The sequence below is a fragment of the Streptomyces sp. NPDC060064 genome (assembly GCF_042736455.1).
Lineage (GTDB): Bacteria > Actinomycetota > Actinomycetes > Streptomycetales > Streptomycetaceae > Streptomyces.
In genome coordinates, this window is record NZ_JBHWWF010000017.1 from 147,245 (window position 1) to 170,562 (window position 23,318).

The 23,318-nt window shown below is 70.3% G+C and carries 19 protein-coding genes; 9 read left to right on the forward strand and 10 right to left on the reverse strand.

What is annotated here, in order from left to right:
- Positions 1-67 precede the first annotated feature (67 nt).
- Positions 68-1,801, reverse strand: coding sequence for a lysine--tRNA ligase (gene lysS, locus ACFWDI_RS21485; RefSeq protein ID WP_385306045.1), 1,734 nt, complete (start codon positions 1,799-1,801; stop codon positions 68-70).
- A 197-nt stretch (positions 1,802-1,998) separates the two neighbouring features.
- Between lysS and argS the strand changes: the two genes are divergently transcribed.
- Complete coding sequence (gene argS, locus ACFWDI_RS21490; RefSeq protein ID WP_385306047.1) at positions 1,999-3,768, forward strand: arginine--tRNA ligase; 1,770 nt, start codon at positions 1,999-2,001, stop codon at positions 3,766-3,768.
- A gap of 38 nt (positions 3,769-3,806) precedes the next feature.
- Here the strand turns inward: argS and ACFWDI_RS21495 are convergent, their stop codons facing one another.
- Positions 3,807-5,108, reverse strand: coding sequence for a helix-turn-helix domain-containing protein (locus ACFWDI_RS21495; protein WP_385306048.1), 1,302 nt, complete (start codon positions 5,106-5,108; stop codon positions 3,807-3,809).
- Positions 5,109-5,447: 339 nt separating this feature from the next.
- Here ACFWDI_RS21495 and ACFWDI_RS21500 point away from each other — a divergent pair, with 339 nt between their 5' ends.
- On the forward strand, positions 5,448-6,143 hold the full coding sequence (locus ACFWDI_RS21500) for a DUF4232 domain-containing protein (RefSeq protein WP_385306049.1): 696 nt from the start codon (positions 5,448-5,450) through the stop codon (positions 6,141-6,143).
- 120 nt (positions 6,144-6,263) lie between these two features.
- Here the strand turns inward: ACFWDI_RS21500 and ACFWDI_RS21505 are convergent, their stop codons facing one another.
- Positions 6,264-6,533 carry a DUF1876 domain-containing protein gene (locus tag ACFWDI_RS21505; RefSeq protein WP_385306051.1) on the reverse strand — a complete coding sequence of 90 codons (270 nt, stop codon included), beginning with the start codon at positions 6,531-6,533 and terminating at the stop codon, positions 6,264-6,266.
- 224 nt (positions 6,534-6,757) lie between these two features.
- Here ACFWDI_RS21505 and ACFWDI_RS21510 point away from each other — a divergent pair, with 224 nt between their 5' ends.
- From ACFWDI_RS21510 to ACFWDI_RS21535, 6 genes are all read left to right on the forward strand, one after another.
- Positions 6,758-7,627 (forward strand): NAD(P)-dependent oxidoreductase, encoded by an 870-nt coding sequence (locus ACFWDI_RS21510; RefSeq protein ID WP_385306052.1) that lies wholly within the window; start codon positions 6,758-6,760, stop codon positions 7,625-7,627.
- 111 nt (positions 7,628-7,738) lie between these two features.
- On the forward strand, positions 7,739-8,449 hold the full coding sequence (locus ACFWDI_RS21515) for a DUF4253 domain-containing protein (protein ID WP_385306053.1): 711 nt from the start codon (positions 7,739-7,741) through the stop codon (positions 8,447-8,449).
- Between the two features lie 36 nt (positions 8,450-8,485).
- Complete coding sequence (locus ACFWDI_RS21520) at positions 8,486-9,061, forward strand: IS607 family transposase (protein WP_385306055.1); 576 nt, start codon at positions 8,486-8,488, stop codon at positions 9,059-9,061.
- Positions 9,054-10,691, forward strand: a complete 1,638-nt coding sequence (locus ACFWDI_RS21525; RefSeq protein ID WP_385306057.1) for an IS200/IS605 family accessory protein TnpB-related protein — start codon at positions 9,054-9,056, stop codon at positions 10,689-10,691. Before ACFWDI_RS21520 ends, ACFWDI_RS21525 begins: the two co-directional genes overlap by 8 nt.
- Positions 10,692-10,929: 238 nt before the next feature.
- Positions 10,930-11,826, forward strand: a complete 897-nt coding sequence (locus ACFWDI_RS21530) for a glycoside hydrolase family 19 protein (RefSeq protein ID WP_385306059.1) — start codon at positions 10,930-10,932, stop codon at positions 11,824-11,826.
- 173 nt (positions 11,827-11,999) lie between these two features.
- Positions 12,000-14,780: an alpha/beta hydrolase family protein gene (locus ACFWDI_RS21535; RefSeq protein WP_385306061.1), complete on the forward strand. Its 2,781-nt coding sequence runs from the start codon at positions 12,000-12,002 to the stop codon at positions 14,778-14,780.
- A gap of 44 nt (positions 14,781-14,824) precedes the next feature.
- On the opposite strand, the gene ACFWDI_RS21540 is transcribed toward ACFWDI_RS21535, so the two are convergent.
- From ACFWDI_RS21540 to ACFWDI_RS21570, 7 genes are all read right to left on the reverse strand, one after another.
- Positions 14,825-14,977, reverse strand: a complete 153-nt coding sequence (locus ACFWDI_RS21540; protein WP_385306063.1) for a hypothetical protein — start codon at positions 14,975-14,977, stop codon at positions 14,825-14,827.
- A 54-nt stretch (positions 14,978-15,031) separates the two neighbouring features.
- Positions 15,032-16,021 (reverse strand): porphobilinogen synthase, encoded by a 990-nt coding sequence (hemB, locus tag ACFWDI_RS21545; RefSeq protein ID WP_385306065.1) that lies wholly within the window; start codon positions 16,019-16,021, stop codon positions 15,032-15,034.
- A 240-nt stretch (positions 16,022-16,261) separates the two neighbouring features.
- Complete coding sequence (locus tag ACFWDI_RS21550) at positions 16,262-17,920, reverse strand: uroporphyrinogen-III synthase (protein ID WP_385306067.1); 1,659 nt, start codon at positions 17,918-17,920, stop codon at positions 16,262-16,264.
- Positions 17,917-18,876, reverse strand: coding sequence for a hydroxymethylbilane synthase (gene hemC, locus ACFWDI_RS21555; RefSeq protein WP_385306069.1), 960 nt, complete (start codon positions 18,874-18,876; stop codon positions 17,917-17,919). Before hemC ends, ACFWDI_RS21550 begins: the two co-directional genes overlap by 4 nt.
- A complete protein-coding gene (locus ACFWDI_RS21560) occupies positions 18,873-20,609 on the reverse strand; it encodes a glutamyl-tRNA reductase (RefSeq protein ID WP_385306071.1) in 1,737 nt (578 codons plus the stop codon). The genes hemC and ACFWDI_RS21560 overlap by 4 nt, the downstream gene beginning before the upstream one ends.
- Positions 20,606-21,331 (reverse strand): redox-sensing transcriptional repressor Rex, encoded by a 726-nt coding sequence (locus ACFWDI_RS21565; protein WP_327325335.1) that lies wholly within the window; start codon positions 21,329-21,331, stop codon positions 20,606-20,608. Before ACFWDI_RS21565 ends, ACFWDI_RS21560 begins: the two co-directional genes overlap by 4 nt.
- 332 nt (positions 21,332-21,663) lie before the next feature.
- A complete protein-coding gene (locus ACFWDI_RS21570; RefSeq protein ID WP_327325334.1) occupies positions 21,664-21,939 on the reverse strand; it encodes a glutaredoxin family protein in 276 nt (91 codons plus the stop codon).
- 145 nt (positions 21,940-22,084) lie between these two features.
- Between ACFWDI_RS21570 and ACFWDI_RS21575 the strand changes: the two genes are divergently transcribed.
- Complete coding sequence (locus tag ACFWDI_RS21575; RefSeq protein WP_385306072.1) at positions 22,085-23,035, forward strand: HAD family hydrolase; 951 nt, start codon at positions 22,085-22,087, stop codon at positions 23,033-23,035.
- The last annotated feature ends 283 nt before the right edge of the window (positions 23,036-23,318 follow it).

Below are 23,318 nucleotides of genomic sequence, written 5' to 3' on the forward strand. Positions count from 1 at the left end.
CCCTCGTCCGATCCCCGGACGAGGGCCCTCCGTACAGCGGCAGCCACAGCGGCGGCCACGGCAGCAGCTACGCGCCGAGCAGCTTGCGCACCCGCTCCGCCCCCACCGCCAGGAGCAGCGTCGGCAGTCGCGGCCCGGTGTCCTTGCCGACCAGCAGGTGGTAGAGCAGCGCGAAGAAGGACCGCTGCGCGGCCTTCAGCTCCGGCGTCGGCTTGGCGTCGGGCTCCAGGCCCGCCAGCACCTTCGGCACGCCGTAGACCAGCGTCGTCAGACCGTCCAGCGACCAGTGCGTGTCCAGCCCCTCCAGGAGCAGCCGCAGCGACTCGCGCCCCTGGTCGTCCAGCGAACCGAGCAGCTCCGTGTCCGGCTCCTCGCGGACCAGGGTGCGCTGGTCGGCCGGGACCTGGGTGGTGATCCAGTTCTCGGCGCGGTCCAGCCGCGGCCGGGCCTCGTCCAGCGAGGACAGCGGGTTCGCCGGGTCCAGGTCGCTCAGGATCCGGATCGTCTGCTCGTCGTGCCCCGCCGTGATGTCGACGACAGAGGCGAGCGTCCGGTACGGCAGGGGGCGCGGCGTACGCGGCAGCTCACCCGCGGCCGTCCGGGCGGCCCGCGAGTGCGCCGCGGCGTCCGCCGGCAGCGCGGTCCCGTCCGCGACCTTGGCCTCCAGCTTGTCCCACTCGTCGTACAGCCGCTGGATCTCCTGGTCGAAGGCGATCTTGAAGGACTGGTTCGGCTTGCGGCGCGCGTACAGCCAGCGCAGCAGCGGCGCCTCCATGATCTTCAGCGCATCGGCCGGCGTCGGCACACCGCCCCGGGACGACGACATCTTCGCCATCCCGGAGATTCCCACGAACGCGTACATCGGACCGATCGGCTGGACGCCGTCGAAGATCTCGCGCACGATCTGCCCGCCGACGACGAACGAGGATCCCGGCGAGGAGTGGTCGACACCGCTCGGCTCGAAGATCACGCCCTCGTACGCCCAGCGCATCGGCCAGTCGACCTTCCAGACCAGCTTGCCGCGGTTGAACTCGCTCAGCCGCACGGTCTCGCCGAAGCCGCAGGCCGTGCAGGTGTACACCAGCTCGGTCGTCTCGTCGTCGTACGAGGTGACGGTGGTCAGGTCCTTCTCGCACTGGCCGCAGTACGGCTTGTACGGGAAGTAGCCGCCGGCACCGCCGCCGCCGTCGTCCTCGGCGGCCGCGCCGGAACCCTCCGCCGCCTCCAGCTCCGCCTCGTCCACCGGCTTCTGCGACTTCTTCGCGGGAGCCTTCTTCGTCCGGTACTGGTCGAGGATCGCGTCGATCTTGCCCCGGTTCTTCATCGCGTGCAGGACCTGCTCGCGGTAGACACCCGAGGTGTACTGCTCGGTCTGGCTGATGCCGTCGTACTCGACACCCAGCTCGGCCAGCGCCTCGACCATCGCGGCCTTGAAGTGCTCGGCCCAGTTCGGGTGCGCCGACCCGGCCGGCGCGGGCACCGAGGTGAGCGGCTTGCCGATGTGCTCGCCCCACGAATCGTCCACGCCGGGGACCCCGGCCGGCACCTTGCGGTACCGGTCGTAGTCGTCCCAGGAGATCAGATGCCGGACCTCGTGCCCGCGCCGCCGGATCTCGTCCGCGACCAGGTGCGGGGTCATCACCTCACGGAGATTGCCCAGGTGAATCGGGCCGGACGGCGACAGACCGGACGCGACGACGACCGGTTTGCCAGGCGCACGTCGCTCCGACTCGGCGATGACCTCGTCCGCGAAACGGGAGACCCAGTCGGTCTCGGTGCTGCTCTGAGCCACGATCGGCACGTCCTTGAATGCTTGGGGTTCTCTTGGGGTTCTCGACAGGCGTCGTACGCCATTGTCCCAGACGGAACGCCCCACTCGGAGGTTGCTCGTCCCGGACGGAAACCGGAGAGAAACTCGGGAGAGAGAGGCTGCCGCCCCATGGGACACTTGACAACCGAAATAGACCTCTCGACGAGACTCGACAAGAACGGAAGCTCATGGCCTCGGTCCCTTCCCTCGCTTCGACCGTGCAGCAGCGCCTCGCGGACGCCCTCTCGGCAGCTCTGCCGGAGGCCGGTTCCGCCGACCCCCTGCTGCGACGTAGCGACCGGGCCGACTTCCAGGCCAACGGCATCCTGGCGCTCGCCAAGAAGCTGAAGGGCAACCCGCGCGAGCTGGCGGCCAAGGTTGTCGGGGGCCTGTCCACCGATGACCTGATCAAGGAGATCGAGGTCTCGGGCCCCGGCTTCCTCAACATCACGCTCACCGACGAGGCGATCGTGAAGACCCTCGCCGCGCGCGCCACCGACGACCGGCTCGGCGTCCCGTACGCGCAGAACCCGGGCACCACGGTCGTCGACTACGCCCAGCCGAACGTGGCCAAGGAGATGCACGTCGGCCACCTGCGTTCCGCGGTGATCGGCGACGCGATGGTCCAGATCCTGGAGTTCGCGGGCGAGAAGGTGATCAGGCGCCACCACATCGGCGACTGGGGCACCCAGTACGGCATGCTCATCCAGTACCTGATCGAGCACCCGCACGAGCTGGACCACGAGGGCGCCGAGGAGGTCACCGGCGAGGAGGCCATGTCCTCCCTGAACCGCATCTACAAGGCTTCGCGCGCGCTCTTCGACTCCGACGAGGCGTTCAAGGACCGCGCCCGTAACCGGGTGGTGGACCTGCAGGCCGGGGAGCCCGAGACGCGTGCCCACTGGCAGCGGTTCGTCGACGAGTCGAAGATCTACTTCTACTCGGTCTTCAACAAGCTCGACATGGAGATCCACGACGCCGACATCGTCGGCGAGTCCGGCTACAACGACATGCTCGACGAGACCTGCCGCCTCCTGGAGGAGTCGGGCGTGGCGGTCCGCTCGGAGGGTGCGCTGTGTGTCTTCTTCGACGATGTGAAGGGACCGGACGGCAACCCGACCCCGCTCATCGTCAGGAAGAGCAACGGCGGTTACGGCTACGCGGCCACCGACCTCTCCGCCATCCGCGACCGGGTGCAGAACCTCAAGGCGAACACGCTCATCTACGTCGTGGACGCCCGGCAGTCCCTGCACTTCAAGATGGTCTTCGAGACCGCGCGCCGGGCGGGCTGGCTGAACGACGAGGTCAAGGCCGTCCAGCTGGCGTTCGGCACGGTGCTCGGCAAGGACGGCAAGCCGTTCAAGACCCGTGAGGGCGAGACCGTACGGCTGGTGGACCTGCTGGACGAGGCGGTGGAGCGGGCGACGGCAGTCGTGCGCGAGAAGGACGTCCAGAAGCAGCTCACCGAGGAGGAGATCGCGGAGCGCGGTACGCAGGTGGGCATCGGCGCGATCAAGTACGCCGACCTGTCCACGTCGGCGGCGCGGGACTACAAGTTCGACCTGGACCAGATGGTGTCGCTCAACGGCGACACGTCCGTGTACCTGCAGTACGCGTACGCCCGTATCCAGTCGATCCTCCGGAAGGCGGGCGAGGTCAAGCCGGCCGCCCACCCGGAGCTCGAACTGGCCGCGGCGGAGCGGGCGTTGGGTCTGCATCTGGACCAGTTCGGCGAGACGCTGACGGAGGTCGCGGGCTCGTACGAGCCGCACAAGCTGGCCGCGTACCTGTACCAGCTGGCGTCGCTGTTCACGACGTTCTACGACAAGTGCCCGGTCATCAAGCCCGCGCCTGCGCGCGAGGTCGCCGAGAACCGCCTGATGCTCTGCGACATGACTGCCCGCACGCTCCACCAGGGCATGGCGCTCCTCGGCATCCGCACCCCCGAGCGCCTCTGACCCTCGGCCCCCCTGAGGGTCTCGTACGACAGAGACCCTCAGGGCGCGGGCTGCTCGACCCACGCGCTCTTGTCCGGCCAGTACCCGTACTCGGTCCGTCCGTTCATCGCGCTCGTACGGAACGGCTTCCCGTCGTCGTCGACACGTACCGTCCCCCGCCGGTCCCCGCTGCTCCAGTCGAGCTCCAGGTACCAGCTGACATCGTGTCCCTCGGTGTGGAGGTCGAGGTTGAGCACCTGCGGATCGTTGGACGCGACCTTGTACGGGAAGTCCTTGGCGGGCACGACGGTGTCGCCGTCCTGCCCCGCCACGGGCTTCACCAGCGGCTGCCCGGCATCCAGGTCGATGTCGAAGGCCTGCGGGGTGATGCCGCCACCGCAGCCGTAGGACATCGAGTACGCCTTCCAGTCGAGGGGTGCGCTGCGCGCAACGACCCGTACGTGCACGGCGTTCAGCACCACCGAGTCCGTCGTCCTGCCCGTCGCGGTCAGCTGAAGCAGCATGTGGCCGCCGTCCACCCCGCCCAGCGCACGGGCCCAGCTCCGGTTGTCCTGCGGCGCGGGCGGCGGCGGGACCGCGTCGGGTGCCTGGTCGAGTAGGTAGTACTGGCCGCAGGGCTCTTCCCAGTTGTACGAGCTGACGCCCACCCGCAGCGGTACGCCGCCGGCCTGAGCCGGAGGCGCGGAGGCCACGCCCTTGGACCGTGTCGCCGCCGGGCTCCCGCCGGGCGAGGTGCTGGGGGCGGGGCTGCCGCTCGGCGAGGTGCTGGGTGACGCGGACCGGGGCGCGGCGGTGCCGGGCGGGGCACTGGCCCCGGCGACGGCGTGGGACTGCCCCTTGCCGTCCTGGTCCTGCGTGGCCGCGTGGCTCGCGACGAAGGCGGCCGGCACGGCGAGGGCGACAACGGCGCCTGCGGCGAGCGCGATCCGCAGCCTCTTGCGGGCACGGATGTGAGGCTCGGCTGCCTCAGCCTCCGGCACGGGGTCCGGCTCAGCCTCGGGCACCGCGTCCGGCTCAGCCTCGGGCACCGCGTCCGGCTCACGCACCTCCGGCACGGGGTACGGCACCGCCGCGCCCTCGGCCCGCGCGCGCCGCCGCGCGCCGTCCGCCAGGATCCATCGCCGGTGCAGCTCCACGAGCTCGTCCGGCGTCGCCGCGCACAGCCGGGCGAGCCGCTCCACCGGGGCGTACTCGGTGGGGACGGCATCGCCGTTGCAGTACCGGTGGAGCGTGGACGTACTCACATGCAGCTTGCCCGCGAGGACTCCGTAGCTGCGTCCCGAGCGGTCCTTGAGTTCCCTGAGCAGGGCCGCGAACTCCCCGGCCTCCAGCGTCGCCACGTGCTGTGTTCCCCCTCGTAAGCCCTGCCGACTGTCCCGGAACGCCGTTCCAGGGACGGGGTATCCCCCCAGGTCACCGTACGCGCAAGCGTTCCAGCATCCCCAATGGTTCAGGGGCTGTTGCGGCCGGAATCAGCCGCCGCGCAGTCTGTGATCGCACCGCACAGTCCACCGGGAAGCAGCCGGAAGCAGCCATGCGAACCCGCATCCGCAACAGCCTCATCGATGTCACGGCCGTGCTTGTACTGATCGCAGCGACTGCGGTCGTCACGGCCCTCATCTGCCATTTCTGATCCACAGACGATGCACAGACGAACTACACGGGGAGAACCGAACACCATGCGCAACGCCCGCATCCGCACCACCGCCGTCGCCGCCACAGCTCTGCTGGCCGCCCTCTCGCTGACGGCGTGCCAGTCCGACGACGACGCAAAGAACCCGGGCACGTCCGTGAGTCCCACCGCCGACCGGAGCAAGCCCGCGGCCGACCCCACGTCCACCCCCGCGGGCAGCGGCAAGGGCAACGGCGGCAGCAGCGGCGGCTCGGCGGCCGGCGACGGCAAGAGCAAGGACAAGGGGAAGGGGAAGGGCAACAGTGAGCCCGGCCCCGTCACCGACGCCTGCAGCGGTGCGAACAGCAAGGTCACCGTCAGCAAGGTGACCCGCCCCATCAACCACCTGCTGCTCACCGTGACCAACACCGGCTCCAAGGCGTGCAACGCCTACCATGCACCGCTGCTCCGCTTCGACGACGCACAGGCCGTCACCCAGGTCATGGAGGACAGCCGGCCGCAGGCGGTCACCACCATCGCCCCCGGTGAGTCCGCGTACGCCTCCATCCTGCTGTCGAGCGCCGACGGCAGCGGCAAGCACGGCTACACGGCCAAGCGTCTGACCGTCCACTTCGCGCCGCGCAGCGGCTCGGGCTCGACCGGCACCCCCGTCGGACTCGCTCTGCCGGCGGGCACATACGCCGACTCCACCACCGCTGTCAGCTACTGGCAGAGCAGCATGGAGGACGCACTCACCTACTAAGGCGCGTAGGGCGTGCAGGGCGTGCAGGGCGCCCAGGCCGCGTATGCGCGTAGGGCGCACGCCTGCGTGCGCGCATGCGGCCCCCGCCGGAAACCCCGGCGGGGGCCGCACCGCATCCCGTCACATCAGTGCGTGCGACTTTCTGCCCGAGGCCTCGTCGATCTCCATGTGGGCCTTCTGCAGCAGCTGCGAGGCCATGTCCATGAGCGCTCGTGCGCCGGCGATCTCCTCGCCGACCCGCAGCTGTTCCGAATCGGACGGGTGACGCTGGGCATTACCGTGGCCGCGTATTTCCGTGCCGTCGCCCAGCCTCACCATGGCGGCCGACCTGGTCCGGTCGCCTTCCTCGGTGAATTCCATCTCTACGTGCCATCCGACGAGTGTCTGCATGGCGGATCACCTCCGGTACCTCTTCCAGAGTGCGCCGCCGGAGCGCAGATCACCACTAGTCGATGAGTTCGGCCCCGCCCAGCCGGATGCGAGTGTGCCCGGGCCTGGCGGCCTCGTACGCACCTTCAGGTCAGTAGCTGACCAAATAGTCGGTACTTGTGGGTATTCCGGCGGGGCATGAGGATCGGAGGAGATCCCTTACGTCCCTTCCAAGGAGCCCTTCCATGTCCGCGCCCAAGCCCGCCGTATCCGTTCTCGGCCTCGGAATGATGGGCTCTGCCCTCGCCGCCGCTTTTCTGAAGGCCGGGCACCCTGTCACCGTCTGGAACAGATCCGCCGCCAGGACCGGTCCGCTGGTCGCCCAGGGCGCGCTCCCCGCCGGCACCGCCGCCGAAGCCGTCGCCGCGAGCCCCCTGGTGGTTGTCTGTCTGCTCACCAACGACAACGTCGGGGAGCTCCTCGCCACCCTCGCCGAGGAGGTCTCGGGCAGGACGCTGGTCAACGTCACCAACGGAACCCCCTCCCAGGCAAGGGAGTTGGCGGCCTGGGCGGCGAAGCACGGGGCCGAGTACGTCGACGGCGGCATCATGGCCGTACCGCAGATGATCGCGGGCCCGCACGCGTACGTCTTCTACAGCGGCCCGCAGGGTACGTTCGACGCCCACCGCGAGACGCTGTCCGCCCTCGGCGGCACAAAGTACGTCGGCACCGACCCCGGCCTCGCCGCGCTCTACGACCTGGCGCTGCTGACCGGCATGTACGGCATGGTCCTCGGCGTGATGCAGGCCTACGCCCTGGTGCGTACGGAGGACATCCCCGCCACCGAGTTCTCCGAGCTCCTGGTCCCCTGGATCAGCGCGATGCTCGCCGGCGCGCCCCAGTGGGCCCAATCGATCGACTCGGGCCGGCACCTCACGGACGTCTCCAGCCTCGCCGTGAACCACGCGGCCTTCCCGAACTTCCTCGCCGCCTTCCGCGACCAGGGCGTCAGAACTGATCTTTTCGAGCCCTTCCAGGCGATCCTGGACCGCGCGATGACCGAGGGCCACGAGGCCGACGGCCTGTCCCGCATCGCCGACCTGCTCAGGAAGTGACGGCGAACCCGTACAAGCCATTTGTACGGGCCTCACCCCCGCCACCTGGGCCGCCTTCACCGCCACCATGCTCTGAGCCGATTGTCAGTGGCGGCCCCTGGAGTCGCTTGCATGGTGATCAACCCGAGCGCACTCGGCCTGGATCTGCCGTCCGGTGCCATGCGCGTCCAGCCGTCCCTCTGGTACGCGAACGACCCGGCGCAGCACGACACTTGGGCACGTCTCCTGCCCGCCCGGGAGGCGTGCGGCATGCACCCGGTGCTGCTCGTGAACGACGAGAGCCGTTCCCTCACCTGGGACGAGGATCTCGATGTCGAGCATGTGTCACACCCCGACGACCATGACCTCGAAGAGGTCCTGATATCGCTCTGGTCCTCCGTCCAGGCGGAGGACGCGGACCAGGGCGACGCGGACACCATCGCCCCCTTCACGCCCGAGTGGCCGGGTCTCGCCCCCGCGGGCGAGCCGCCGGCCGAAGCGGACGCCACGGCCGCTCGCGTCGCCGCCGAACTGCTGGACGCCGGGCGGCTGAAGGCCGCCCGGGCGGGGCTGATTCCCGTCCGCCGCAGCGCGGACATTCCCGCCGCGCTGGGCTGGCTCGGCCCGTACAACCACGCGGACACCGGCCTGCTGTCCACCGTCTTGCGCTCCTGGGAGGACCGCTTCGGCATACGCGTTGTGGCGCTCCACTTCGACCGCCTGGACGTCTCGGTCGCGGCCCCGCCCCGCACGATGACGGAGGCTCTCGCGGTCGCGGCCGAGCACCACGCGTTCTGCCCGGACAACGTCCGGCAGGGGTTGTTAGCTCACTCTTGTGAGTGATAGTGCACTTTGGTGAGTGTTGTTACGGTCGGGTGCATGAACCTCAAGGAGTGGGCGCAGGCGCAGGGTGTGCATCCGCAGACCGCGTATCGCTGGTTCCGCGAGGGTATTTTGCCGGTTCCGGCTGAGCGAGTCGGGCTGCGCACGATTCTGGTGAATGTCGAGGCCAATACCGCGCCGGACGTAGTCGGTGGTGTCGGCCTGTACGCCCGCGTCTCCTCGCAGGACCAGAAGGCGGACCTGGAGCGCCAGGTCGCGCGGCTGTCGCGGTGGGCGGCCAAGGCCGGTCATCGGGTGGTGCGGGTGGAATCCGAGGTCGGTTCCGGCATGAACGGTGGTCGCACGAAGGCCCGTAGGCTGCTGGCCGATCCGGATGTGACGACCGTGGTGGTGGAGCACAAGGACCGGCTCGGCAGGGTGAATACCGAACTGGTCGAGGCCGCACTGTGCGCCCATGGCCGCCGGCTCGTCGTGCTGGATGACGGGGAAGTGGAAGACGATCCAGTGCGGGACATGGTCGAGGTGCTGACCTCCTTCTGTGCCCGCCTGTACGGGCGGAGGTCGGCGAAGAACCGGGCGCAGAAGGCAGTTGAGGCGGCTGAGCGTGGCTGAGCCGAAGAAGCTGCGCACGATTGCTCCGTCGTTTGTGGCTCTGGGTCCGTCCGGTGTGGCGGTACGCGACCGCCTGCGGAGCCTGACCCTCCAGGACGAGAACGTCCTGCGGCTGGTGGGCGAGCATATGGGCACGCTCGCGTCCCGCGACCTCAAGGCCCGGTGCGCGGACGGCCTTGAACACGACAGTGAGACGTGGGCGGCCCGCAAACGGGGCCTGACGGCGGTGTCTTCGTCACGGTGGGCCGGATCGGTCACCAAGAGCACGCATGATCAGTGGGCGCTCGCCCGCCGCTGCCTCGCCGCTTGCATCCACAGCCTGGAAGCCGGAATCAAGACGCTGCAACACCGACTGTCCCTGCCCTTGGGGGAGCGCGGATCCAAGCAGGCTCCGGGTGGCTACCGGTCCAAAGGCGAGTGGTTTCACAAGTCCCGGCGCCTGGCCGCTCTTCAGGCCCGGCATGCTGCCGCGCTCGCGGACTGGCAGGCCGGGCGTGTACGTGTAGTACGGGGCGGTAAGCGCCTGGTCAACACCCGCCACAACCTGGAGAAGGCCAATCTCACCGCCGAGGAGTGGCGGGACCGCTGGGGAGCCGAGCGCATGTTCTTGTCGGCGGACGGGGAGTCGGGGAAGCGGTTCGGGAACGAAACGATCCGCATCACCCCGCACGGCGAGATCGCCATCAGACTGCCCGTGCCGCTTGCCCACCTGGCGAACGCCGAACATGGCAGGTACATCCTCGCCTGCACCGTCGCGTTCAAGCACCGGGGGCAGGAGTGGGCCGACCGCATCGGAGCGAACCGTGCCGTTGCGTACCGCATCCATCACGACGTCGGCCGCGACCGCTGGTATGTGACCGCCTCGTGGCAGCGCCCACTCCTCCAGACGATCCCGCTCGACGCCGCGCTGTCCTTCGGTTGTATCGGTGTCGACACCAATGACGATCACCTCGCCGCCTGGCAGCTCGACACCCACGGCAACCCGGTAGGTGAACCCCACCGCTTCTTCTACGACCTCTCGAGGACGGCCGATCACCGCGACGCGCAGATCCGCCACGCCTTGACCCGCCTGCTCCACTGGGCCAAGCGGGTCGGCGTCCAGGCCATCGCGATCGAGGACCTGGACTTCACGCAGGCCAAGACCCGGGAGAGGTACGGCCGGAACAAGCGGTTTCGGCGGCTGCTCTCCCGCTTCCCCACCGCGAAACTCAAAGCCCGGCTCATCTCCATGGCCGCCGAGCAGGGCCTCGCGATCGTCGCGGTCGACCCGGCCTATACCTCCCGCTGGAGCGGCCAGCACTGGCAGAAACCGCTGACCACCCCAGAACGTAGGACGACCCGTCACGATGCCGCCGGCATCGCGATCGGGCGACGCGCCCTCGGACATCCGATCAGGCGACGGACGACACCGCCCCCGCAACACCAGAGCGATGCCGCGGGGCATCGGACCGTCCAGGCCCGACCGCAGACCCGAGGGCGGGACGGAAACCGCCCACCCGCCACGGACCGCACCCCTGGAGGTACGTCGCCGAACGGGACGAGAAAGCGGAGACCCAGTGCATCCAACACCGTTCGGGATGCGCCCAGTTCGCAGCAGTGGGTCCAAGACTCACTTACGCACACTGGTTAGGAACGGTACGACACGATCCGCGAGTACGCGGAACGGGCGCTGCTGGGCAAGCAGCACTGGACCTTCTGGTGGGACTGACCGGAGGAACAGTTTTCGGCTGACCCCTGATCCACATTGGTCTATACCTTGACTCGATCACGTCAACGCGCTTGAGTGTGCGACACAACCCCCCACCGCGGCCTGCCCGGACCGCAAGTCCCGTTCCGGGCAAGGCCGTTGCGCGCAAAGGAGTGATCGAGTGCTGAGACACCGCATCGTGGCGTTGCTGATCGCGATCCTGGCGGGAAGCGGACTGGCGGCGGTCTTCATGCCTGCCGCATCCGCCGCCACCGCGGACGCCTGCACCTCCGCGCCGAACTGGTCCGCCGGTACGTCGTACGTCACTGGCAACGTTGTCAAATACACCGACGGCAAGTACTACATAGCCGAGCACGACAACCCGGGCTACGACCCCACCATCAGCACCTGGTTCTGGGACCCGTACACCTGTAGCGGCGGCGGGGACCCGTCCCCCTCCGGCTTCGTCGTGAGCGAGGCGCAGTTCAACCAGATGTTCCCGAGCCGGAATTCGTTCTACACCTACAGCGGGCTGAAGGCGGCCCTCAGCGCGTACCCGGGCTTCGCGAACACCGGCAGCGACACCGTCAAGAAGCAGGAGGCCGCGGCCTTCCTCGCGAACGTCAGCCACGAGACCGGCGGACTGGTCCACGTCGTCGAGCAGAACCAGGCCAACTACCCGCACTACTGCGACTGGAGCCAGCCCTACGGCTGCCCGGCCGGCCAGGCGGCGTACTACGGCCGCGGTCCGATCCAGCTCAGCTGGAACTTCAATTACAAGGCCGCGGGCGACGCGCTCGGCATCGATCTGCTCAACAACCCCTGGCTTGTGCAGAACGACGCCGCGGTGGCCTGGAAGACCGGCCTCTGGTACTGGAACACCCAGAACGGGCCGGGCACGATGACCCCCCACAACGCCATGGTCAACCAGGCGGGCTTCGGCCAGACCATCCGCTCCATCAACGGCTCGCTGGAGTGCGACGGCAAGAACCCGGCGCAGGTCCAGAGCCGCGTCAACAGCTACCAGCAGTTCACCCAGATCCTGGGCGTCGCCCCGGGCGGGAATCTCTACTGCTGACCGCCCTGATGGGCTCATGAACGGGCCGCGGCCCCGGGGCGTTCCCCCGGGCCCGCGGCCGCCATGTTCACGCGGCCCCACAGGCAACCCGAACAATCTTCCCCCCGTCCTCCGAGATCGAGAGGCACCCGAGCGGACCGGGCGCCCGACCCACGGGATTGAGGAGGGGACCGTTGATACGTGCCCGGAGGATATGGGCCACCGCGATAGCGGTGCTCACGGTGGCGGGGGTGTCGCCGGCAGTGGCGCAGGCCCGGCCGCAGCCGCCCGATGTCCGGCCCGCCACGGCGGCGAACGACGAGGGTCGTTTACCGCCCGGCTGGCGGATCACGAACACCGACGGCGAGAACGCGCTGGAGTGGCGTTCCCCGAGGCCGGTGCCGGCGGGCGACGCGCGCGTGGAGTTCCACGCCGACGGCAAGCTGGTCGGCGTGCCCGAGCAGGCGAAGGACGGCCGGACCTTCCGGCTGGCCCTCGACGACGCACGCACAGCGGATCTGACAGGCCTTCAGGTGCTGGCGGCGGGCCGGCGGCTGGACCGGGCCGATGGGGCGTCCGACGCCCGCGACCGGCGTTCCGCGCCACCCGCCGCCAAGCCGCCCACCCGGCTCCCGGCGGGCTCCGTCGATCCGGGCAAGCCGGGCACGTACCGCACGGTCACCGGCGAGTACACGCTCGACCCCGTCCGCCTGCCCGGCTTCTCGGCACCCGTCGAGATGCGCGGCGTCGTCGTCGCGCCGAAGGGCGCCACCGGCAAGCGTCCGATCGCACTGTTCCTGCACGGCCGGCACGCCACGTGCTACGTCCCGGGCGGCGAGGAGCCGAACATCGACTGGCCCTGCGCGAAGGGTGCCAAGCCGATCCCGAGCCACCGGGGCTATCTGCGCGACCAGGAGCTGCTGGCCTCCCAGGGCTATCTGACCGTGTCGATCTCCGCCAACGGCATCAACGGCCAGGACGGGGACGCCGAGGACGGCGGAGCGCAGGCGCGTTCCTCGCTGGTGCGCACCCATCTGGCCCGCTGGGCCGACTGGGCCGCGAAGCCGGCCACGGCACCGGCGGCCGTACGCAAGGCGCCGACGGCGGACCTGTCCCGCGTTCTGCTCGTCGGCCACTCGCGCGGTGGCGAGGGCGTCAACCGGGCCGCCATGGACAGCCTCTACCCGCCCCCGCCCGCCCAGGACGGCTACCGCGGAAAGGTGCGCTGGCACATCCGCGGGACCGTGCTCATCGGACCGACGATCTTCGGTCAGAACCCGGTGGCGGACGTGCCGTCGCTGACGATCCTGCCGGGCTGCGACGGCGACGTGTCCGACCTCCAGGGCCAGGTGTACGCCGACGGCACCCGCGGTGTCAGCCGGGGCAAGGCCCTGCACAGCGCGGTCTACGTGGTCGGCGCGAACCACAACTACTTCAACAGCGAGTGGACTCCGGGCCAGGCCCAGGCACCCGCCGACGACGACTTCGGGCACGACCCCGAGCAGCCGGACGCGGTGTGCTCGCCGGGCACCGCGACCCGGCTGACCGCCGACCAGCAGCACCGGGCCGGCGCCACCTACATCGCCGCCGCGGCCCGGCTGTTCGTCGCCGGGGACGACCGCGTGCGCGAACTCGTCGACGGCTCGGGGCGCCGCGCCCCCTCCGCCGATCCCGCGCGGGTGCTGACCCACGCGGTCGGCGCGAACCGCGGCGCCGGGTTCCTGCCGGACGGGCCCGTGAAGGTGACCGGCGGACGGCTGTGCTCCGCGATCGCCCCCGACCCGCGCACCGCGTGTCTGAACCCCGAGGCGGGCGGCTCCTCGCCGCACTTCGCCGGCTGGGGGCCGGACCGCGAGACGGACCGCCGGGCGGTGGCCATGCGCTGGTCAGCGCCGGGCAAAGCGGTGACGGTGCGCCCCGGCAAGCCGCTCACCGTCAAGGGTGCCCAGAGCCTCGCGCTGCGCGTCTTCGTACCGCCGAACTCCGCCGGGACGCAGCTGGACGTGTCCGTCACCGACGCCTCCGGCAAGCGGGCGGCCCTCGGCCGCGTACGGGTGGACGGGCTGCCGGGCAGCGACCGCACCTCCTCCTACTGGGCGCGCGAGGTGCGCGTCCCGCTCACCGCGGCCACCCGCGCCGGCCTCGACCTGCGCCGGGTCGCCTCCCTGGAACTGACCCCGCGCACCCGCTCCGGACAGGCGTGGCTGATGGACGCCTGGGCCTGGAGCCCCGGCACCCCCGCCGTGCGGGAAGCACCGCTGACCCGTGTCGACATCGGCCGCCTGAAGGTCAAGGAGGGCGACTCGGGCGAACGCACGTACCGGGTGCCCGTGCGCGTGTCCGGTAAGGGCAGCGGCGCGGTGCGGCTGTACGTGCTCGACCCGGCCACCGGCAAGGCGAAGGACCGGCTGGTGACGGTGCGGCCCGGTGGCAGCAGCATCGATGTGAAGGTGCAGGTGAAGGGCAACAAGCGGTACGCCTACGACGTGTCCCACGACGTGCTCGTGAAGGCGGTCCGCGGGGCTGTCGTCGGCTCGCACGCCGGCGGGGTCGTCGCCGAGAACGACGACCCGATGCCCGAGATCACCGTGAAGCCGGTCGCCGACAAGGTGACCGAGGGGCAGCCCCTGAAGTGGCAGATCTCCCTGTCGACGCCCGCCGACGTGGAGTTGACGAAGACGCTGCAGATCGTCCCCGTCCCGGGCCGCCCCGAGCTGTCCACCAAGGACGTCGACCGGCAGTGGCTGCTCGACATGCTCGGCGAGGTCCCCGACGGTGAAGTCCCCCTGTCCCGGCTCGAGCACGCCAACCTGTGGGCGTCGGTACCGGCCGGGAAGACCAGCGCGGAGGTGACCGTGCCCACGGTCCGCGACCAGGTGGCCGAGCCGACGGAGTATGTGGGCCTCCAGCCCACCGACGACGAGGGCGGGCCGCACGGCCCGGCACTGACCGGCACAGTGCTCGACGCGTCGTAGGCACCGGCCGCAGCGTCACCTGGCCTTGAACCGGCACGACCGGCTCAAGGCCAGGTGAACGCGCACCACACCGCCTTGCCCGGATCGCGCCGGCCGACACCCCAGGCGTCGGCCGGCGCGTCCGCCGGCGACAGGCCGCGCCCCGACTCGCCGTCCGGGTCGCCCACGCAGGGCCGCCCGTCACCGCTGTCGTGCACAGGAGGACGTCAGCAGCGGGCTGTCGAAGCACACTGGGAACTGCTTCTCGAGAGCTAGCAGCCCCGGGCGACCTCGGTCGCCCAGTAGGTCAGGATCATGCTCGCGCCGGCCCGCTTGATGCCGAGCAGGGTCTCCAGAATCGCCTTGTCGCGGTCGATCCAGCCCTTCTCGGCGGCGGCCTCGACCATCGCGTACTCACCGCTGATCTGGTACGCGGCGACCGGCACGTCCACCGACTCGGCGACCTTCGCCAGGACGTCCAGGTAGGGGCCGGCGGGCTTCACCATCACCATGTCGGCGCCCTCTTCGAGGTCCAGCGCCAACTCCCGCAGGGACTCCCGGAGGTTGGTCGGGTCCTGCTGGTACGTCTTGCGGTCACCGCGCAGCGAGGACCCGACGGCCTCCCGGAACGGCCCGTAGAAGGCGGAGGAGTACTTGGCGGTGTACGCGAGGATCGACACGTCCTCGTGTCCCGTCTGGTCCAGCGCATCGCGGATGACGCCGACCTGGCCGTCCATCATCCCGCTGGGCCCCACGACATGGACACCGGCGTCGGCCTGGACCTGGGCCATCTCGGCGTACCGCTCGAGCGTCGCGTCATTGTCGACGCGCCCTTCGGCGTCCAGCACCCCGCAGTGCCCATGATCGGTGTACTCGTCCAGACAGAGATCGGACATGATCACGAGCTCGTCACCGACCTCGGCCTTCACATCCCGGATCGCGACCTGCAGAATCCCGTCCGGATCCGTCCCCGCGGTCCCTGCGGCGTCCTTCTTCGCGTCCTCGGGCACCCCGAACAGCATGATCCCGGCCACCCCGGCCTCAAGCGCCTCGACGGCCGCCTTCCGCAGGGTGTCGCGGGTGTGCTGGACGACGCCGGGCATCGCGGAGATGGGCACGGGCTCGCTGATCCCTTCCCGCACGAAGGCGGGCAGGATCAGATCGGCGGGGTGGAGCCGCGTCTCGGCGACCATGCGCCGCATCGCGGGGGTCGTGCGCAGCCGCCGCGGCCGCGCGCCGGGAAAGGATCCGTACGCAGTCATAGGGGCAACGCTACGCCGGGTGGGGGTGCGCGATTGCCGACAGGGTGTCGGGCCCGTACGGGCCCTGGCGGGGCTCGGCCCCAGCCCCCGCGCCTCAAACATGTCCGGGAAAACCCAGCCCGTCGGCGATTGAGGACACGGCCGAAGGCCGTACCGGGGTCTGGGGCTTGCCCCCAGTTACGGGAAGGGACGGGGTGGGGAAACGCCCCGAAGGCGACCCGCACCCCGCCCCCGCACCAACTACGTCGTACGGCGCCTGCGACCGCCAGGACGCCGCTCGCTCGGACGCGTCACATGCTCGCCCGCCTCCACCGCCGCCGCCCGGCGCTGCGCGCCGAACTCCGCCAGCGCCTCCGCCAGCCTGTGCACCGACGGCTCCGGCGACAGCACGTCCACCCGCAGCCCGTGCTCCTCCGCCGTCTTGGCGGTCGCCGGACCGATGCACGCGATCACGGTCACGTTGTGCGGCTTGCCGGCTATGCCCACCAGATTCCGCACGGTGCTCGACGACGTGAACAGCACCGCGTCGAACCCACCACCCTTGATGGCCTCGCGGGTATCCGCCGGCGGCGGCGACGCCCGCACCGTCCGGTACGCGGTCACGTCGTCGACCTCCCAGCCCAGCTCGATGAGGCCCGCCACCAGCGTCTCGGTGGCGATGTCCGCACGCGGCAGGAAGACCCGGTCGATCGGGTCGAAGACCGGGTCGTACGGCGGCCAGTCCTCCAGCAGACCGGCGGCCGACTGCTCCCCGCTCGGCACCAGATCAGGCTTGACACCGAAATCAACCAGCGCGGCAGCGGTCTGCTCGCCCACCGCGGCGACCTTGATCCCCGCGAAAGCGCGCGCGTCGAGCCCGTACTCCTCGAACTTCTCCCGCACCGCCTTCACGGCGTTCACGCTCGTGAAAGCGATCCACTCGTAGCGGCCCGTCACCAGGCCCTTGACCGCCCGCTCCATCTGCTGGGGCGTCCGCGGCGGCTCGACGGCGATCGTCGGCACCTCGTGCGGCACGGCTCCATAGCTCCGCAGCTGGTCGGAGAGCGAAGCCGCCTGCTCCTTGGTCCGCGGCACGAGCACCTTCCAGCCGAAGAGCGGCTTGGACTCGAACCACGAGAGCTGGTCCCGCTGGGCGGCGGAGCTGCGCTCACCGACCACCGCTATGACCGGCCGGTGACCCTGCGGGGAGGGCAGTACCTTCGCCTGCTTCAGGACCTGCGCGATCGTCCCCAGCGTCGCGGACCAGGTCCGCTGCCGCGTCGTCGTACCGGCGACAGTCACGGTCAGCGGGGTGTCCGGCTTGCGGCCCGCGGCCACCAGCTCGGCCGCAGCCGCGGCAACCGTCTCCAGCGTCGCGGAGACGACGACCGTGCCGTCGCTCGCGCCGACCTCGGTCCAGCACCGCTCACTCGCGCTACGGGCGTCGACGATACGGACGTCGGCGCCCTGCGCGTCGCGCAGCGGCACACCGGCGTAGGCGGGCACGCCCACCGCCGTGGCGACACCCGGCACGACCTCGAAGGGAATCCCCTCCGCGGCGCACGCGAGCATCTCCTGACCTGCGTTTCCGTCGAGGCCAGGGTCGCCGGAGACTGCGCGGACGACCCGCTTGCCGACCCTTGCGGCCTCCATGACAAGATTGGCCGCATCCCTGAGGACGGGGATCCCGGCGGCTGTTGACGCGTCGTCAACAACCGTCAGTTCAGGCGTGCTTACGCTCGCTCGCGCATGGCTGCGTACCACGTCGAGCACATCTGGCTCGGCGATCAGTACGTCCGCACCCGCGAGCGCCTCGACGGCGCGCAGTGTCAGCAGTCCGGGGTCGCCGGGTCCGGCGCCGAGGAAGGTGACGTGCCCGTGTCCGTGTGCAGGAAGGGCCGGAAGGTTGGTGGGGCTCAACGTGCTCGCTCCCCCATAAGACCGGCCGCACCCTTGGCGAGCATCTCGGACGCGAGTTCGCGACCGAGCGCGACGGCGTCGCTGTGCGACGTGGGTACAGGACCGGTGGTGGACAACTGCACCAGCGTCGAGCCGTCGGTCGTGCCGACGACGCCGCGCAGGCGCATTTCGGTGACAACCTGTCCGTCGGCCAGCAGGTCGGCCAGCGCACCCACAGGTGCGGTGCAGCCGGCCTCCAGGGCGGCGAGCAGGGAACGCTCGGCGGTCACGGCGGCCCGTGTGGACGGGTCGTCGAGCTCGGCGAGTGCGGCGGTGAGGTCCGCGTTGGCCGCGGCACACTCGATCGCCAATGCCCCCTGGCCGGGGGCGGGCAGGACGAAGTCGACCGCCAGGAAGTCGGTGACCTCGTCGATCCTGCCGATGCGGTTGAGCCCGGCCGCGGCAAGCACCACGGCGTCGAGCTCCCCGCTCCGTACATATCCGATCCGCGTATCGACATTGCCGCGGATCGGCACAGTCTCGATCGCCATGCCATGGCTGCGCGCGTACGCGTTGAGCTGCGCCATCCTGCGCGGCGAACCGGTGCCGATCCGGGCGCCGTTCGGCAGCCGGTCGAACGTCAGTCCGTCGCGCGCGACCAGCACGTCCCGCGGGTCCTCGCGCAGCGGCACGGCCGCCAGCGCCAGGTCGTCGGGCTGCGCGGTGGGCAGGTCCTTCAGCGAGTGAACGGCGAAGTCGACGTCACCCCGCAGCAGGGCGTCCCGCAATGCGGTGACGAAGACCCCCGTACCGCCGATCTGCGCGAGATGCTCACGGGAGGTGTCCCCGTACGTGGTGATCTCGACAAGCTCGACGGCACGGCCGGTCAACTGGCGCACTGCCTGAGCCACTTGCCCGGACTGGGCCATGGCCAGTTTGCTGCGCCTGGTCCCGAGCCTCAGTGCCCTCTCGGTCATACTCGCCCTCGGTTCTTGACGTCGGCGTCATTCAGGTCGGCCCGGCTGACGGAGGCGACCGTCTCCGGGTCGAGGTCGAAGAGTGTCCGCAGCGCGTCCGCGTACCCGGCGCCACCGGGCTCGCTGGCCAGCTGCTTCACCCGCACGGTGGGCGCGTGCAGGAGCTTGTCGACGACGCGGCGCACGGTCTGGGTGATCTCGGCGCGCTCCTTGTCGTCCAGGTCGGGTAGGCGGCCCTCGAGCCGAGCGACCTCGCCGGCGACGACATCGGCGGCCATGGTGCGCAGAGCGACGACGGTCGGAGTGATGTGCGCGGCGCGCTGGGCGGCGCCGAAGGCGGCCACCTCGTCGGAGACGATGCCGCGCACCTGGTCCACGTCGGCGGCCATCGGGGCGTCGGCGGAGGCCTCGGCGAGCGACTCGATGTCGACGAGCCGTACGCCGGCGAGCCGGTGGACGGCACCGTCGATGTCACGGGGCATGGCGAGGTCGAGCAGCGCGAGCCGGACGGGCGCGGTGGCTGTGGCGCCCCGCGCGTGCACGGCTCCGGCGACCCGGGTGCCCCGGGGCGCGTTGTCGACCCACGCCTGGTGCTGCGCGAGCGCATCGGGCCCGGGCCCGTCGCCGAGCCCGACGGGGCACGCCCCGGCGGCTTCGTCGAGGTCCACCGCGGCACCGAGGCCGGCCGGACCACCCACGCCCGGCGCATCCGCGCCGACGGGGCCGGCCGGGTCCGTGATCCGGGCGGACGGTTCGCGGTCCGCCGCGTCCGAGCCCCCCGCAGCCGACTTGTCGGCCACGCGGCCGTCGCGCGCCGCGGCCGCGGCAAGACGGGCCACCAGACTGCCGTCCGGCGCCCGCAGGTCGTTACCCGCCACCGGGACCGCCACCGGCACCACGTGCTCCGCGAGCGCCGCGGCAACGGACTCGGCCGTCAGGACCAGACCTGTCGCGCCGGTGCAGGACACCGCCACATCGGCACGTGTCAGTTCGTCGGCAAGATCGGTCATGGACACGGCGTGCACGCTCACCCCGCCCGGCTCCGTCAGCACCGCGGCCAGTCGCTCCGCGCGCTCCAGCGTCCGGTTGGCGATGACGAGTTCACGTACACCCAGGCGCGCCAGCGTCGTCGCGGCGAGCGAGGACATCGAGCCGGCGCCGATGACCAGCACCCGCTTGTCCGCCGCCCATGCCTCGACGTTGGCGCCCGCGGCGAGCTGCTCGAGACCGAAGGTGACGAGCGACTGCCCGGCCCGGTCGATCCCGGTCTCGCTGTGCGCGCGCTTGCCGACGCGAAGGGCCTGCTGGAACAGGTCGTTGATCAGCCGGCCCGCGGTGTGCAGGTCCTGCCCGAGCGCGAGAGCGTCCTTGATCTGCCCGAGGATCTGCCCCTCGCCTACGACCATGGAGTCCAGTCCGCAGGCCACCGAGAAGAGGTGGTGCACGGCCCGGTCCTCGTAGTGCACATAGAGATACGGGGTGAGCTCCTCGAGCCCCACCCCGCTGTGCTGTGCGAGCAGGGTCGAGAGCTCGGCGACACCGGCGTGGAACTTGTCCACGTCCGCGTACAGCTCGATGCGGTTGCAGGTGGCCAGCACCGCCGCCTCGGCCGCGGGCTCCGCGGCGAGGGTGTCCTGCAACAGCTTGACCTGCGCATCAGCGGACAGCGAGGCCCGCTCCAGCACGCTCACCGGCGCGCTGCGATGGCTCAGCCCGACGACCAGGAGACTCATGCCGGCATCACGGCGGGCATGTCCCCGTCGGGTCCCTTCCGGCCTGCGGCCTCGGCTTCCTCGCCGGCCTTCCGCTGCTCGTGGAAGGCGAGGATCTGCAGCTCGATCGAGAGATCGACCTTGCGCACATCGACGCCGTCGGGCACCGAGAGGACGGTGGGGGCGAAGTTGAGGATCGAGGTGACACCGGCCGCGATCAGCCGCTCGCACACCTGCTGCGCGGCGCCGGCGGGCGTCGAGATGACACCGATCGACACTCCGTTGTCACTGATGATCTTCTCGAGCTCGTCCGTGTGCTGGACGGGCATCCCGGCGACCGGCTTCCCGGCCATCTCCGGGTCGGCGTCGATCAGCGCGGCGACCCGGAAACCCCGGGAGGCGAAACCGCCGTAGTTGGCGAGCGCGGCGCCGAGGTTACCGATACCGACGATGACCACGGGCCAGTCCTGCGTCAGACCGAGCTCGCGAGAGATCTGGTAGACGAGGTACTCGACGTCGTAGCCGACACCGCGCGTCCCGTAGGAGCCCAGGTAGGAGAAGTCCTTGCGCAGCTTCGCGGAGTTGACTCCGGCGGCGGCGGCGAGTTCCTCCGACGAGACCGTGGGGACGGACCGCTCGGACAAAGCGGTCAGGGCGCGCAGGTACAGCGGAAGTCGGGCGACAGTGGCCTCGGGGATTCCTCGGCTACGGGTCGCCGGTCGGTGATTTCGGCCAGTTGCCACGGTGCTCCTGCGGGATGAGCGAGGCTGCAGGCGGCCGTATGACACAGGACCGCCCCGTCGAATGCAGGCTATGTCTTTGTGAACGCGTGCACAAAGATGGTGTCCGTTTTGTCCGTGCAAAGTGACCGGGGTCACGCCATCCGATCGCGCGACCCTGGAACCGTGGACCGCACTGGTCCATTGAAGACCCGAAGGGGGCAAAGCCGTACACACTCCTCACGAATACGCCCCCGAGACCGCTTACTGTGCCCTGTCCGCATCGCGTCCCGATAGAGCCCGGACCGCGTCGGAAAGCCCGAGCAAAACGACCCCGATGGCATCCGGCGTCGCAGTTAGGCCCCCAGTGCGCGGCGCAGTCGTCCTGCATCCACGCGCCAGAAGGTGTGCTGCTCGCCGTCGACCAGGACGACCGGAATCTGCTCCCAGTACGCCCGGTGCAGCGCCTCGTCCTGGGTGATGTCCTTCTCCTCCCAGGACGCACCGGTCTCGGTACACACCTCCTGGACCACGGCCCGCGCGTCGTCACAGAGGTGACACCCCGGCTTCCCGATCAGCGTCACCACCCGCTCGCCGGCCTTCTTCTTCGTTCGTCGCAGCACAGGACTCATGTGCCCATTCTCCGCCCGCGCCGGAGAGATACGGCACGCGTCCCGTACGCCCGAATCGCCTGTTTAACGGGCTGGTCGCGGAGAGTTCACGTCAACGCATCCCGGGGGGTCGGGAAGTACCGAACAGACTGACTATGCTCACGACATGGCCGCACTGGGATGGCTCACCCCCCGTAGGCGCTCCGCCACCGCGCGGAGCGTGCTCGCAGGCGAGGCAGCAGCCGAGGCAGCGCGCAAGTCGTCGCAGCAGTTCGAGGCGCTCGAGGCACTCGAAGCGCAGGACGACACTGCCCCGGCCGCCGAACCGGATTTCCCCGTCGCCGGGGACGACCGGGCCGCCGCCTTCTTCGACCTCGACAACACCGTGATGCAGGGCGCCGCGATCTTCCACTTCGGCCGCGGCCTGTACAAGCGGAAGTTCTTCCAGCGCCGTGAACTGGCCCGGTTCGCCTGGCAGCAGACCTGGTTCCGGCTCGCCGGAGTCGAGGATCCGGAACATATGCAGGACGTCCGCGAGTCCGCCCTGTCCATCGTGAAGGGCCACCGCGTCTCCGAGCTGATGTCGATCGGGGAGGAGATCTACGACGAGTACATGGCCGACCGCATCTGGCCCGGCACCCGCGCTCTCGCCCAGGCCCACCTCGACGCCGGGCAGAAGGTCTGGCTGGTGACCGCGGCCCCCGTCGAGACCGCGACGATCATCGCCCGCCGCCTCGGCCTGACCGGCGCGCTGGGCACTGTCGCCGAGTCCCTCGACGGCGTGTACACCGGAAAGCTCGTGGGCGAGCCGCTGCACGGCCCCGCAAAGGCCGAGGCCGTACGCGCGCTGGCCGCCGCCGAGGGCCTGGACCTGACCCGCTGCGCGGCGTACAGCGACTCGCACAACGACATCCCGATGCTGTCGCTGGTGGGGCATCCGTACGCCATCAACCCGGACACCAAGCTCCGCAAGTACGCGCGAGCGCGTGAGTGGCGGCTGCGCGACTACCGGACGGGCCGCAAGGCCGCCAAGGTCGGCATCCCGGCGGCAGCCGGCGTGGGCGCCATCGCGGGCGGCACCGCGGCCGCGGTCGCCCTGCACCGCCGCCGCCGTTGACGCAGGCTCGCACGCCGCCGCTCCGACTCCTGCGCCGACACTGACTCCTGCGATCCTGCGACTCCTGCACGACGCCGACACGTACAGCGACGCTGACCCGTACGGCGACGACAGTGCTTTCCGCGGGCAATCCTGCCTCATACCCCTGGGCGCTCCCGCCAGTCCTGTTGCCGCGTGTCGGGCACAATCCACCGCGCGACACGACAGATCACGAAGCAATTCGATCAACAAGTGCTCACAATATGCGACTTGATCCGTCGTCTAGGCGTAACAGAAGCGACGG

Excerpts from the sequence above, each read along its gene's own strand:
- ACFWDI_RS21570 (WP_327325334.1), bottom strand. The coding sequence starts at position 21,939 with ATGAGTCCTGTGCTGCGACGAACGAAGAAGAAGGCCGGCGAGCGGGTG.
- argS (WP_385306047.1), top strand. The coding sequence starts at position 1,999 with ATGGCCTCGGTCCCTTCCCTCGCTTCGACCGTGCAGCAGCGCCTCGCG.
- hemB (WP_385306065.1), bottom strand. The coding sequence starts at position 16,021 with ATGACTGCGTACGGATCCTTTCCCGGCGCGCGGCCGCGGCGGCTGCGC.
- ACFWDI_RS21510 (WP_385306052.1), top strand. The coding sequence starts at position 6,758 with ATGTCCGCGCCCAAGCCCGCCGTATCCGTTCTCGGCCTCGGAATGATG.
- ACFWDI_RS21505 (WP_385306051.1), bottom strand. The coding sequence starts at position 6,533 with ATGCAGACACTCGTCGGATGGCACGTAGAGATGGAATTCACCGAGGAA.
- hemC (WP_385306069.1), bottom strand. The coding sequence starts at position 18,876 with ATGACCGAGAGGGCACTGAGGCTCGGGACCAGGCGCAGCAAACTGGCC.
- ACFWDI_RS21520 (WP_385306055.1), top strand. The coding sequence starts at position 8,486 with ATGAACCTCAAGGAGTGGGCGCAGGCGCAGGGTGTGCATCCGCAGACC.
- ACFWDI_RS21560 (WP_385306071.1), bottom strand. The coding sequence starts at position 20,609 with ATGAGTCTCCTGGTCGTCGGGCTGAGCCATCGCAGCGCGCCGGTGAGC.
- ACFWDI_RS21515 (WP_385306053.1), top strand. The coding sequence starts at position 7,739 with ATGGTGATCAACCCGAGCGCACTCGGCCTGGATCTGCCGTCCGGTGCC.
- ACFWDI_RS21575 (WP_385306072.1), top strand. The coding sequence starts at position 22,085 with ATGGCCGCACTGGGATGGCTCACCCCCCGTAGGCGCTCCGCCACCGCG.
- ACFWDI_RS21500 (WP_385306049.1), top strand. The coding sequence starts at position 5,448 with ATGCGCAACGCCCGCATCCGCACCACCGCCGTCGCCGCCACAGCTCTG.